Annotated in this window: 7 protein-coding genes; 1 reads left to right on the top strand and 6 read right to left on the bottom strand. The window is 64.3% G+C overall.

The window, feature by feature from the left end; all coding sequences use genetic code 11:
* Nucleotides 1–105: 105 nt before the first annotated feature.
* A complete protein-coding gene (locus VNH11_18270; GenBank protein HVA48318.1) occupies nucleotides 106–294 on the bottom strand; it encodes a hypothetical protein in 189 nt (62 codons plus the stop codon).
* Between the two features lie 203 nt (nucleotides 295–497).
* On the opposite strand from VNH11_18270, the gene VNH11_18265 reads away from it, so the two are divergent.
* Nucleotides 498–1,679: a hypothetical protein gene (locus tag VNH11_18265; protein HVA48317.1), complete on the top strand. Its 1,182-nt coding sequence runs from the start codon at nucleotides 498–500 to the stop codon at nucleotides 1,677–1,679.
* Here VNH11_18265 and VNH11_18260 read toward each other — a convergent pair.
* The 5 genes from VNH11_18260 to VNH11_18240 form a co-directional block, all read right to left on the bottom strand.
* Nucleotides 1,676–2,962, bottom strand: coding sequence for an outer membrane protein transport protein (locus VNH11_18260; GenBank protein ID HVA48316.1), 1,287 nt, complete (start codon nucleotides 2,960–2,962; stop codon nucleotides 1,676–1,678). The genes VNH11_18265 and VNH11_18260 overlap by 4 nt on opposite strands.
* Before the next feature lie 437 nt (nucleotides 2,963–3,399).
* The gene (locus VNH11_18255) at nucleotides 3,400–8,154 is read right to left on the bottom strand and encodes a DUF4214 domain-containing protein (GenBank protein HVA48315.1); all 4,755 of its coding nucleotides are present in this window, start codon (nucleotides 8,152–8,154) and stop codon (nucleotides 3,400–3,402) included.
* Between the two features lie 383 nt (nucleotides 8,155–8,537).
* Nucleotides 8,538–9,893, bottom strand: a complete 1,356-nt coding sequence (locus tag VNH11_18250; protein HVA48314.1) for a glycosyltransferase family 87 protein — start codon at nucleotides 9,891–9,893, stop codon at nucleotides 8,538–8,540.
* Between the two features lie 134 nt (nucleotides 9,894–10,027).
* Nucleotides 10,028–11,224, bottom strand: a complete 1,197-nt coding sequence (gene bioF / locus VNH11_18245; protein ID HVA48313.1) for an 8-amino-7-oxononanoate synthase — start codon at nucleotides 11,222–11,224, stop codon at nucleotides 10,028–10,030.
* Between the two features lie 17 nt (nucleotides 11,225–11,241).
* Nucleotides 11,242–13,008 carry a DUF885 domain-containing protein gene (locus VNH11_18240; GenBank protein ID HVA48312.1) on the bottom strand — a complete coding sequence of 589 codons (1,767 nt, stop codon included), beginning with the start codon at nucleotides 13,006–13,008 and terminating at the stop codon, nucleotides 11,242–11,244.
* Nucleotides 13,009–13,398 lie beyond the last annotated feature (390 nt).

Here is a 13,398-nt window from a genome sequence, read left to right as displayed (position 1 = left end):
GACCAGCGAGCTTGCGAGCGCCGGGCCACCGTAAACGACGTCGCTATCGGTGGGCCGGCGCTCGCAAGCTCGCTGGTCCCACACTACACCCCTCGCCGGCGCGAATCAGACGGCTTCGCCGACCTTGTGAAGCTGGCGAAGCTCTTCCAGCTCGTTGCCGAGCCGGTGCCGCAAGGGGCTTTCGCAACGGAGCTCGTCGAGCAGGGCTTCGGCCCGGACGAAAGTATCGGCGGTGATTTCCGTCTTCACGAACAGCTTGCGCCAACTGCGAGACACTTCTTGTTCGGTAAGCAAGGCTGCAACCTTTCAAAATCGCTGACAATGGCCACTACATCTTTATTCTAAGGGCGGAATCGGGCGACGCAATAGCCGATGGTTCCCTCTTGTGCCCGATGCTGCCGGCCCTCTATGCTACACTCCTACACTCAGCGATGGGCCATGCGCGACTTGGCCGCGAGGGTCCCGGAAACCGTCCCTTTATGCCAAGCAGACCGACGATGGAAAGTGACTTGGCGGAACGGAGCAGGGAAGCCCGGCCCGCCCAACGTACCGATCTGCGCATTTGCCAGGTCCAGGGAAGGCGGTTGCGAGAAGCCTTCGTCCGCTTTCCGTGGCGCATCTACCGCTCGGACCCTTGCTGGGTGCCGCCGCTTCTGATCGAGCGCCGCGACTTCATCAATCCGCGGCGTCATCCGTTTTATCAGCACGGGACCGCCGCCGCGCTGTTGGCCTACCGCGGCGACGAGCCCGTGGGCCGCGTGCTGGTCAGCGACGATCCGAATTACAACCGCGAGCACGCCAGCAACCTCGGCTGCTTCGGGATGTTCGAAGCCATCGACGATGAACACGTGGCGCAGACCCTGATCGGCGCCGCCGCCGACTGGCTGCGCGATCGCGGGCGCAACCTCATCCGCGGTCCGATCGATTATTCGCTCAACTATCCTTGCGGGTTGCTGGTGGAGGGCTTCGATACGCCGCCGCGGATCATGATGGGACACAATCCGCCCTATTACGAACGCCTGCTGCTGTCGTGCGGCCTGAGCAAGGTGAAAGACCTTTTCGCCTGGTGGTTCGACGACTCTCACGACATGCTGTCCGTCTGGAGGCGGCGCGCGGAACGGCTGGCGGCCCGCGGGCGGGTGCAGGTGCGTCCGCTCCGCTTCGACGATCTGGACGCCGAAATCGAGCGCTGCAAGACCGTTTACAACGCGGCCTGGGAGCGGAATTGGGGCTTCGTCAAGATGACCGACGCCGAGTTTCACGACCTGGCCAAGCACCTCAAAGTGATTGCCGTGCCGGACTGGCTGCTGCTGGCCGAGGTCGACGGCGAGCCGGTCGGCTTTTCGATGACCTTGCCCGACCTGAATGAGGCCATTCGCCCGCTCGACGGCCGGCTGTTCAACTGGGGCCTTCCGCTGGGACTGCTGCGGCTTTTCCTCAACCGTCGGCGGATCAAGGCGGCCAGGTTGATGGCGCTGGGCATTCTCGAGCCGTTCCGGCGACGCGGCGTCGCCGACCTGCTCATCCTGCGGACCCTGGAATGCGCCAAGCATCATGCCGGCTTCACCGGGGCCGAGTTGAGTTGGACCCTGGAAGACAACGACCTGATCAATCGCACGATCGAGGCCGTGGGGGGCCGCCGCTACAAGACCTACCGCATCTACGAGCGGCCGATTTAGAAGGGCACCAACACGCCGAGCGAAGCGACGTGTGCCTGAGCGTGCAGCGTGCTATTCGAGAAGTCGCCGCCCGTCAAGGCGCTCGTGCCGACGCTCCGCGTCGGGCCAAACATGTATTGGTAGGCGGCGTTGAGATAAGCTCGCCCGATTTTTCGGCTGTAACCCAAGCTGAAGGTGTTCGTCATGATACCGTCGGTATAAGGAGTGATCGTGCCCGAGGGCACCGGGCTGGCGTGATAAACATAGCCGCAGCGAAAGATGTTGACACCGTCGGGCATCCATTGGTAGCCCACTCGGAGCGACACCGTGTCGCGCCAGTTCAAAGGCAACCGCTGAACATTGGCCTGTCCCGCCACCGCGCCGACCATGGGGTTCGTGGGATTCGTCAGGTTCACGTTCACCTGGTTGAAGGCGTTCGACCAATCGTACCAGATGGTATCGATGGCCAGCACGTTACGGGAGTTGAAGCGGTGCGCAAATCCGATGCCGAGCGAACGCGGCCAGACCAGGTCGGTCGTCGCCGCAAACTTGGTGTAAATGGGAAACGGCGTCAAGCCGAAGGCCATGGCGTCCATGTTGCCGCCCATTTTGAATCGCGTCTCGCTGATGTAGTTCAGGCCGATGGTCGTCTTGGGGCTCAAAAGGTACTGAATCCCGAATCCGCCGGTGGGCGCCACGCCCGTGTTCTGCAAGTTGACGATGGTTGGCGCTCCCGCCAACGCGCCGTTTTGCAGATAGAGCGGCCCTTGCAGGTCGAGATAGTTGATGCCAAATCCGAGGTTGCCGCCGATGGAAAGCCGGTCGGTCACGCGGTAGCAGAGGCCGGCCAAGCACTTGCCCAGCCCGTCGAGCGACTGATACTTCTGCGGCCCGGCAAACGAATTCTGGAACTGGTAGGAAGCCCCAAAGCCCGCCGGCGCGAACGCCCCGATCCCCCAGGCCCATTGCCGGTCGCGGCTGCGCTGAATGAAGGCCAATTCGGGCGTAGGAATCGGACGAACGGCGGAATTAACGTTGTTCGGCTTGGTGTCGGTGTAATGTACCTGCGGAATCACGGTGTCGACGTCGATGTCGGCCAGACCGTTGCCGGCCACGTTGACCAACGCGCCGGGATTGTCGTACAGCACGGCGCCGTTGTCGGCGAAGCCGATGTTGGTGCCGCCGCGGCCCTCGGAGATGGCCCCCAGGCCGTCGCGGATCAGTCCATCGGCCCGGACCGTGCCCGCTACCACCAGCGGCAGGAGAAGTGCGAGTCCCGCCCATCGAATACGCTGCACGTTCATGCCGCACGCTCTTCGAGTGTATCGAGGTAGACCGCGACTCGTCCGACGCCGGCGACGGGCGAAAGCGCAGTACGTCCCAACGAGGAAGTCCCGTTGACACTGCTGGAACTATCGTCTCTGTCGCTAGGAACACTTCGCAGCACACAATGTCCGTGGAAAACATGGACTAATCGCTACAATCGTTTGTGAAACGTTGCCGAGGCCATCGAGGTTAACGGCGCGGCGGCGCGCGAGAAAGCTCTGCGTGACCGGCGAAGACGTAGGGTGGGACCAGCGAGCTTGCGAGCGCCGGCCCACCGATTTGAGGCGTCAGGTTTCAGGCGTCAGGCGTCAGGGCGAACAATCCGATGCCTGATGTCTGACGCCCGACGCCTCGCGATGGTGGGCCGGCGCTCGCAAGCTCGCTGGTCCCACCCTACGTCGATTTTTTGGGCTAGCTACCCGCCGAAGTATTGCGGCAGCGTCAACATCTGTTGCTGTACGGTCTGCCACGAGGTGTTCGTTTCCAGCGCGCTCATGAACTGATCGACGGCACTGGAATCGAGGTTGCCTTGGAAGTAGAGGTCGTCCCAGCCGTCCCCAGTGAGCACCGCCAAGGGGTAGGAGCCGGTGGCCGGGGTACCCGGCGCGCCGACCGGTCCCGCCCCGGCGGCGATCATCAGATCGTGCGCTTCCTCCGGAGAGTTCAGGAAGTCGAGCGCCACCTGTGCCCGCGTGAGCTGGCCGCTGTCAAGAGCATTGACATAGAACTGCTCGCTTGCGGTATCGGCGGCACGTCCCAGCAACTCGGCGAAGAGGTTATCGACGAATGCCTCGTTGGAACCTCCCGCCGCCGGCCCGTGCCCCGGAGGAGCGCCGCGGCCGTGCGGACCGCCATGCCCGAAGTATTCCTGAGACGTGAGCACCGCGACGAGCACGTCTTGTTCGCTGACGCCATTGTTCAGCTCGTTGACGAAAAATTTCTCCGCGCCCGGATCGGCGCGGCGAGTGAGGAAGTTGTCGAACACGGCATCGACCCAGTGCGTTTCATACTCCTGAGAGTGCAGCATGATCTGCACCACTTGCTGCCGCGTGGCGGCGTTGCTTTGGCCGCTGGCGGTCGTGCCGCCGTTGGTTTGCAAGAAATTCAACCAGTACTGGAATCCTGTCTGATCGGGGTTGCGATCGAGCAGCTCGCGATACAGGTTCGTGAGGAACGTCTGATCGGTGCCGTCGCCTGTCTGACCGTTGAGGTAGGCGCTGGGACCCGCTGGAGGCGCGACGGCGTTCACGGGCGTCTTGACCACCGCCGTCGTATTGTTGCTGGCGTTGGGAGTGGTCGTGTGGACCGTGGCCGTGTTGGTGATCTGGCCGGTCTTGAGCGGTGTGGCGACGATCACAATCGTGTCGGACGTGCCGGCCGCCATGCTGCCGATGTCGTCCTTGATGGCGGCCCCCGTGGCGGTGAGAGCCACGCCGCGCGTGGTATCCTGCGCCGAGACCAAGGTCGCCAGGCCGACGGGCAGGGTGTCGATCACAAACACATTGTCGGCCGCGGCCGCTCCCGCCGCGTTGGTCACCACGATCGTGTAGGTCAGGTCCTGGCCGACCGTTGCCGGACTGGGCGAGGCCGTCTTGGTGATCGACAGGTTCGCCGCGGCACTGGTCGTGGTAATCATCGTCAGCACGGTGGCCGAAGTTTGCGTGCTGATGTTCGGCGTGGTCGTCGTGACGTTGGCCGTGTTGCTGAGCGTGCCGGTGACAGTCGGCGTGACGGTGATCGTGATCGTATCCGACGTGCCGGCTGCCACCGTGCCGATGTTGTCGCTGAGGGTGCCGCTGGTGGGGCTCAACGAGACGCCGCTGGTGGTGTCCAGGGCCGAGACGAAGGTCGCGCCCGCCGGCAGTGCGTCGGTTACCGTTACGCCCGCCGCGTCCGCCGCGCCGGGGGCATCGCTGACGACGATGGTGTAGGTCAGGTCCTGGCCCACGACGTCCGGGCTGGGCGAAGCCGTCTTGCTGATCGAGAGGTTCGCCGCGGCGCTGGTGGGATTGATCGTCGTCTGAACGGTGGCGCTGGTGTGAGTGCCGGGATTGGCGGTGGTCGTCGAGACGGTCGCCGTATTGCTGATCGTGCCGGCCGCCGTGGGCGTGACCACGATGGTCACCGTGTCGACCGCGCCGGACGCCACCGTGCCGAGATTGGCGGTGATGGTGCCGTTGGTGTTGGTCAACGTGGCACCGCTGACGTCGCTGCCATCCGAGACAAACGTGACGCCGCTGGGCAACGTGTCGCTGACGGTCACGTCGGCGGCGGCCGCGGGCCCGGCATTGCTGACGATCAGCACGTACGTTAGGTTCTGGCCGACCGTATCCGGACTGGGCGATGCCAGCTTGGCGATCGACAAATTGGCCTGCACGGCCGGGTTGATGGTCGTACCCGTCGTGGCCGAGGTGTGCGTGCTGACATTGGTCGTGGATGTGGCCACCGTGGCGGTGTTGTTGACCGTGCCCGCCGCAGTGGGCGTGACGACGATGGTCACGGTGTCCACGGCCCCGGAGGCCACGGTGCCGAGGTCGGCCGTGACGGTGCCGCTGGAATTGGTGGGCGTGACGCCGCTGACGTCGCTTGTGGCCGACGCAAAATTCACACCGCTGGGCAGCGTGTCACTGACGACGACATTGTCTGCCGCCGCGCCGGTGTTGGTTACGACCAAGGTGTAGGTCAGCAGCTGCCCGACCGTGTCCGGATTGGGAGTCGCAAACTTGGCGATCGAGAGATTGGCCTGCGTGCTGGTGACCGCGTTGATGGTGGTGTGGGTTGTGGAGGAGGTATTCGTGCTGACATTGGTCGTCGAGGTGGTCACGGTTGCGGTATTGTCGAGTGTGCCCGCCGCGGTGGGTGTGACGACGATGGTCACGGTCTCCACGGCCCCGGAGGCCACGGTGCCGAGGTCGGCCGTGACGGAGCCGCTGGAATTGGTGGGTGTGACGCCGCTGACGTCGCTCGTGGCCGACGCAAACGTCACACCGCTGGGCAGCGTGTCGCTGACGACGACGTTGTCTGCCGCCGCCAAACCGGTGTTCGTCACGATCAAGGTGTAGGTCAGCGGCAGTCCGACGGTGCCGGGATCGGGAGCGGTCACCTTCAGGATCGACAGGTTTGCCAAAGTCGTGGGGGAGACGATGCTCGTCGTGACCGTCGCCGAGTTGTCGCTCTGGTCGGTGTCGGTCTCGTTCGCTTCGACGTAGGCCGTATCGGTGATTGCACCGAGCATGGTCGGCGTGACGGTCAGCGTGAGCGTGGCGCTGGCGCCGGCCGCCAGAGTACCCAAGTCGGCCGTGATGGTGCCGTTGATGTCGGCCACGGTGGCCCCGCTGACGCTGGCGACGCCGCTGACGAAGCCCGCCGTGGCCGGCAGCACATCCGATACGACCACGCCGGTCGCGTCATTGGTGCCGATGTTTTTGACCGTAATGGTGTAGGTTTCGTTCGCGCCCAATGTCACGTCGGCGTTGTTGTTCGCCGCGGTCTTGGTGATGGCCAGGTTGACGTTGGTGGCGCTCGTTCCCTCGACGGCGGTCGTGAGCGAGGCAAGGTTGTTGCTGAGATCGGTGTCGAGCTGATCGCCGGCCACGAACGCCTGGTTGGTGATCACTCGCACGGCGGTCGGCTTGACGGTCACGGTCAGCGTTTCGGTGCCGCTCGCCGCCAGGGTGCCGATAGAGTCAACGAGCACGCCGTTCACCGGGCTAAGTGAACCCCCTGTCGAGGTCGTCGCCGACACAAAGGTGGAGCTCGGCGGCAGCACGTCTTCGGCGACGACGCCGGTGGCCACGTTGGCCGAACTGTTGGCGACAGTGATGGTGTAGGTCAGGTCGGCGCCGACGGTGCCGGTCGTGGCCGAGGCGGTTTTAGTCACGGAAAGGTCGACGGCGGGCGCCGCCAAGCCGTTGACCAGCGTGGCCGCGGTGGCCACGTTGTCTGCCTGGCTGGCGTCCGGTTGATTGCCCTCGACGTAGACGGAGTCGGTCAGCGCGCCGACGGCCGAAGTTGAGAGCGTGAGGGTCAGCGTGGCGCTGCTCCCGGCGGCCAGGGTCGGCAGCGTGGCCGTGGCCACACCGTTGCTGCTGGTCACGCTCACGCCGCTGACGCTGGTCGTGCCGCTGATGAATTGAGCGCCGACGGGCAGCACGTCCGAAACGACCACGCCTGTGGCGTCGGCGGTGCCGTTGTTCGTGACGGTAACGACATACGTGGCGTTGGTCCCCAGACCCAGGGCGGGATTTGTGCCGGCCATGAGTGATTTCGTCACCGAAAGGTCGACCGTGCCGCTGGTCGGCGCCGTGGTTCCTTGCACCGCGGTGGTCAGCGAGGCCGAGGCATTGGCGACGGTGGTGTTGCCCGAACTGGTGGCCACGGTCGCCTGATTGACCATCACGCCCACGCTGCTGGGGGCGGTGACCGCCATGGTAATGGTGGCCGAGCTATTCGCGGCCAGCGTTCCCAGGTCGATCGTCTCCAAGTTGCCCGTCGGCGCCGAGAGCGTGGTTGGTCCCGTGCCGCCGGAGACCGTGCCGGAAACGAATGTGGCCCCGGCCGGCAACACGTCGAACACGGTGGTATTGTCGGCGGCGTTGGCGCTGTTGTTGGCGACGGTAATGGTGTACGTTTCGCCGCCGCCGACGGAGACGACGCTGTTGTCGTTCGCCGCCGTCTTGGTAATCGAGAGACTGGCGGCGGTGCTGGCAAGCAAGTCGATCGTGGTGGAAACGGGCGCCGAGACGATCGGCAGGCCGCCGTTCTCGTCGGCTGAGGAAACGCTGGCAGTGTTGGTGAGGGTGCCGGCTGCCTGTCCGTTGACCAGTGCGTCGATGGTGAGGGTGGCGGAAGCGCCCGCGGCCAGACTGCCCAAATTGTCGCTGAGGGTGTCGCCGCTGAACGGCAGGGATGCTCCCGTGGAGCCGTTGTTGGCGCCGAGCAGCGTTTCGCCGGCCGGAAGGGTATCGGTAAGGGTGGTGCCGCTGGCCGCCGTGCTGCCGTTGTTGGCGACCGTGATCTGGTAGCCGATCATCTCGCCTTGGGAGACGGCGGCAGGAACGCCCGCTGACAGCGGAGCGATTTGCGCTTTCGTGATCGCCAGATCGGCGGTCAACAGAAGTCGAGGTTCGAGCAGTTCACAGTTATGCCGGTCGAGCTTGACTCGCCGCAAGGAATCCGTTTTCTTTTGTTGCTTACGGCGGGATTGCGTGGAACGCGCGCGGAATGTCCATGAACCCATGATCGAGTCTCCCAGAAAAAAAGGACGGCGACACTGACAACTGGCCGCCCCGCCACGGCATTTAGGATGCCGGACCGCAGGAGATGAGCAACGTAGGCCGCGTTTTGATGAGAACGGCGCAACCAAGCGAGCAGCTCTCAGTCGGTTGCGCTGGCGCAAGTTAGCGAAGATAAACGGGTTCCGCCGTCTTTGGCGGAGATCGGCAGTGGTAGACGCGTCGCGGCCCAGGTCAGTCTGCCAAGGCGCCTCTGCGGGCGGCGCGCGCGATGCTGGTTCGCGTGCGGCCAGCGTGGCCGTATGACAAACACTAGCGTTCAGGCCGCGGCCCGAACACCGATCGTCGCGTCTGCTCTGTGAAGGTCGGATGGCACTTTCCTCCGCCACAACACGACGGCTGCCGCAGCGACAAGAACCAGTGCCGCATAGCCGGCCAGCCCGACGTCGCGCCACACTTCCATGCCGGGAAAGTGCGGCACCACATTGGCGCCGAGATTGACGACGACCAGCGCACCGAGCCACTTGCCCAAGCGCGGGGCCGTCGAATGCTCCCAGCCGATCGCAAACAGCCCCGCAACGAGTGGCACGGAAAGGCAGAAGTAGTGCAAGTGGCAAACGGGGCTGGCCAGCAGCATCACTTCGATGAGCGTCCCTAAAAGAAGAACGGTGGACGCCGCATCTTGGCGGCTACGGCGCATCATTGCCAGCCAAACGAGAAGAAGAAGAGCGCTGCTCGCGAGAGACAGCATGCGCGTCAAGGGTGCGGCCTGCTTCGGCCGAGTGTCGCGATCGAGAAACCAGGTGTTGTGAAACATCGCCAACAACGACTGGCTGTCGGTGGCCGTCACATTCAGCACTTCTTGGGCACGCGAGGTATCGCTGCCGTTGGCGATGGCCGGCGCCAGCATCACTTGGTTCCAGCGACGATAGTCGTCGCACGTTTGGCGCACGCCGCGCGCCGCCACGGGGACCGCAACCAGTCCCACCAACAGTCCCGCCAGGCATCCGCCCAGGAATTTGAAGTCCCGCCGGAAGATTGGATACACCAGCAACAGCGCCGGAATCACTTTCAGGCAAATCGCGCAGGCCAACCAGCCTCCGGCCCGCACGCTTCTGCCACGCACGGCCGACACGATCATGCCGCTGAGCAACAACAGCAACAACACTCCCACCTGGCCGCGCATCAGTGTGTGCCCAATTGGCGGCAGGCAGGCCAGCGCGGGCCAGAGCCGCAACCCCCACCATCGGCGGTCAGCCGGCGACGGCTGATACCGTCGGAAACTTGGCGACGATTCTTCCAACGCGCTTGCCAGCCAATGGGCCGCCAGGGCCAGGCACCCCACATTAAGGAAGTACCAATAGAGAACCGTCACCGGGTAGGGGAGCAGTCCGTCGTGGGACTCGTTTGGGGGAGAGTCGGCCAGCGGGCCCAACAAAATGGCGAAGGTGGGCGGATAGAGATAGTGAAAGCCGTTGTCGTCGCTGACGTCGTAGAGGTCATGGCCGGTGCGCGCCGCCCAGGCCGCACGGGCGAAGACGTTCCAATCGCCCAGTCGACGCGGCAGAAGAGCGGAACGAATCTGCACCAGTCCGCCAAACACCAAAAACGCGATTGCCAAGCTTGCCAGGCTTATCCGGTCGAGCCGGCCGAGACGTTCAGGAACGTCAGCCAAGCCGAGAGTACGATGCTCCTCCTCTGGCCGCAGTCGCAACGAGGACGGCCACCGCGGTGATCCATTGCCGCTCATCAAGGTCCGCCCGGTAAGAAACTAGCCGATCGACAATTCCCTTTCTAATTGATCGGATTCTACAGGGGACTCGGATGACAAGGAACAGCGGCTTTCGCTTGCAGTGCCTCCAAAAGCTTCGCGATCATGGCGTCGTCGTGCCCGTGGCAGAGACAGATCCGCAGCCGAGAGGCGTTTTCGGGCACGCTGGGCGGACGAATGGCCGGGGCCCACACGCCGCCTTCGGCCAGCCGCGCCGAAAGCTCCAACGCGCGTGCGGCTGCTCCCACGACGAGCGGCACAATCTGGCTGTCCGAGCGTCCGACGTTCCAGCCCTGGGCCACGAGACGCTCGCGAAGTTGGGCTGCCCGTCCGAGCAGCTCGCCGCGCCGCGACGGTGTACTTTCGACGATGTCGAGCGACGCCATCGCCGCCGCGGCGATGGCCGGCGGCAAAGCCGTGGAAAAGACATAGGGCCGGGCACGGTTCAGCAGCCACTCGACCAGCGAACGCCGGCCGCAAACGAAGCCGCCCGCCGCGCCCAGCGCCTTGCTGAGCGTCCCCACGCGAACGTCGATTCGGTTTTCGACGCCCAATGCTTCGCAAACGCCGCGCCCGTGGCGGCCGAATACGCCGGTGGCATGGGCCTCGTCGACCATGAGCATGGTACTGTAGCGACTGGCTAAATTGGCCAGGTCGGCCAGGGGTGCCAGATCGCCGTCCATACTGAACAGGCTGTCGCTTACAATCAGGCGACGGCGAGCCGAGCCCGTGCTGCGCAATTGCTCTTCCAGCCGCGCGCAATCGCCGTGCGGAAAGATATGGACAGCCGCTCGCGAGAGGCGGCAGCCATCGACGATGCTGGCGTGATTCAGCTCGTCGCTGAACACGGCATCGCCCGGCCCGACGAGCGCGGCGATGGTGCCCTGGTTCGCCGCGAATCCCGAGGGAAACACCAGGGCCGCCTCGGTCGCTTCGAATTCGGCCAACCGCGCTTCCAGCCGCGCCAGCGCCGTACTGTGGCCGACCACGAGCGGACTGGCGCCGCTGCCGCAGCCCTCGAGGTCGAGCGTCTGCGCCGCCGCTCGCGCCAAACGGGCGTCCGCGGCCAGGCTAAGATAATCGTTGGAGCCGAAATTGACGTATTCGCGTCCGTCGAGCCGCAACACGGCCCCTGGCCGGCCCGCGTAGGTCCGTAGCCCGCGGAGCAAGTCGCGATCGGCCAACTCGGCCAGCTCAGCGTCGATCCAATCAAGTGCATCGTTATTACCCGGCATATCTGTAATCGTACGCCCTATTCGCTGGTTGCGGGAATCTCCTTGTCGAGCAGCAGCGCCCGAACAAACTGCACCGGCGGCGAGCCGAACGAAATCACGCCATCGTGATACCGCTTGGGCGAAAAATCATCGCCCCAGGCTTTCTCGGCTTCTTCACGCAAGTCGCGGTGCTCTTGATAACCGACGAAGTACGTCGAGAGCTGCGTGGACGTGAGTTGCGCCCGAATCCACTTGGCCGCCGCCTCGCGTTCCTCTTGAAACGTGTCTTCGATCATCAGCCGCATGGCTTCGTCGCGCTCCATGCCGTCGACATGGATCGCCTGGTCCATGAGGGCATTCGCCACGCTGCGCAAATACCATTTCAGAGCGATGAGCCGCATCAGCGGGTCGCCGTCGAGCAGCCCGGCTTCGGCCATGACTTGTTCGGTGTACACCGCCCAGCCCTCGATAAACACGCCCGACGAGAGCACGGCCCGCAACGTCGAAGGACAGCGGTTGGCCACCGCAAGCTGCAAAAAGTGCCCCGGCATCGCTTCATGCACCGTCAGATCGTAAATCGAACGCAGGTTGTATTCCCGCAGAAACGACGTCACCTGGGCATCGCTCCAGTCGTCGGGCAGCGGGGCCACGGCGTAGAACGTCTTTTGCCCGACATCGAGCGGGCCGGGAGCGTCGCAGTAAGCCAGCGACACGCCGCGGCGAAATTCGGGCATGACGATGATCTCGATCGGATCGTCCGGAACCGTGACCAGGTCCTTTTGCCGCACAAATTCCGTGCAGCGGGCCAGCGCCTCGCGGGCCGTCTCCACGATTCGCTCCGGCGCGGGCCGGTCGGCGTAGGCCATCTCCAGGGCCGCGCGAATGATGGCCTGCTTGTACTCGTCGCACGGCTCGTCGGGAAACTTCGTGTAGGGATTTCGCCGTTGATAGACTTCGCGGGCGATGGTCCACATTTGCTCGCGCACCCGGACCAGCTCTTTCATGGCACGGCGGCGGATGTCGTCGCGCGTCAGCGGCGACTGCAATGTGAAGACCAGTTTCTCGTCGAAAAGCTTCCGCCCCAGCCGGGCATCGCCGGCCGCATTAGGCAGCAATTCTTCTTCCAGCCATTGCTGGTGCTTCTCGATCTCGCGGCGGGCGGCGGCGATGGCCCGATCGAGGCGACGGCGGTCGGCCGAAGCGAGTTTTCCGGCCAGCGGCTCGACTTCCTGCTCGAGGATGCTGAGCACGCCCCGATTCTGTTTGACGGCCGTCTCGGCATGCACCTTGGGCACGCGTGTCGCATCGAGCGTTTCGCGCACCTGGGCCAGCATCCGCGGGAATTGCTCCAGTCGGTCGGCGACGTGCCGCAAGCGTTCTGCTTCGGCGGCGAAATCGCGGGCCAGCAGGCCGTATACGGCGTCGCCGGCCAGGCCGGTATAAATCAGCGGGTTCCAGGCCCATTCTTCGAGCGTTTCAAGCTGCCAGATCGTGGCGCGGAGCTGCTGGTCGAGCAAGGCGGCATCGACCTGTTGATCGCGCGACAGATCCTTGCGGAGAATCCGCGCGAGACGCTTCGAATAGCGTCGGCAAAAGTCGATTTCTTTCTCACGGCCCGCCTCGCTGACTTCGTCCAGCTTGCCGTCGAAACGATGGTCGCCCAATTGGGTCGCCGAAACGGGGTGCAGCGCGGGGAACTCGTCGATGTACTCCTTGGCGAGCCGATCGAATTCATTGTCGGCGGCATGGCTGTTGGCGGTCACGAGTGTCACGAGGCAGAGAATGAGGTACGATGATTTCAACATGGGCCGATTCCAGGAGAGCGTTGACGTAACTACGCTACACCGCCGCCGGACGCAAGGGTAGGCCTCGTGCTCCGTCAGCCGCCAATTGATTGAGCGGCCGTAGGGTGGGGCAAGCGAGCTTGCGAGCGCCGGCCCACCGATGGCAACGTGCCGCCCGGCTGGCAACGCGCTCTTTCTTGATCGCGGTCTTCGCGGCTGCGGTCAAAACTTTCGATCGACCGCCTTGGGTCTTGGGACTTGGGTCTTGGGTGTAGAAATGCTTGTGAAGAAATGGGCGTGGTTCAAATCAAGGAATCTCAGGGTAACAGCTTTCGCCGCCCTGCGTGGGCCGCGTCAGGACGTAACCAACGCAGCGGCAGGTACTTCCGGCAGGAGGTGCTGGCAGAACTC

The sequence above is a fragment of the Pirellulales bacterium genome, assembly GCA_035533075.1.
Taxonomy (GTDB): domain Bacteria; phylum Planctomycetota; class Planctomycetia; order Pirellulales; family JAICIG01; genus DASSFG01.
The sequence above is the reverse complement of the archived record's forward strand: the minus strand, read 5'-3'. Positions and strand labels throughout refer to the sequence as shown.

Coding starts and splice junctions, on each gene's coding strand:
- VNH11_18265 (HVA48317.1), top strand. CDS start 498: ATGGAAAGTGACTTGGCGGAACGGAGCAGGGAAGCCCGGCCCGCCCAA.
- VNH11_18260 (HVA48316.1), bottom strand. CDS start 2,962: ATGAACGTGCAGCGTATTCGATGGGCGGGACTCGCACTTCTCCTGCCG.
- bioF (HVA48313.1), bottom strand. CDS start 11,224: ATGCCGGGTAATAACGATGCACTTGATTGGATCGACGCTGAGCTGGCC.
- VNH11_18240 (HVA48312.1), bottom strand. CDS start 13,008: ATGTTGAAATCATCGTACCTCATTCTCTGCCTCGTGACACTCGTGACC.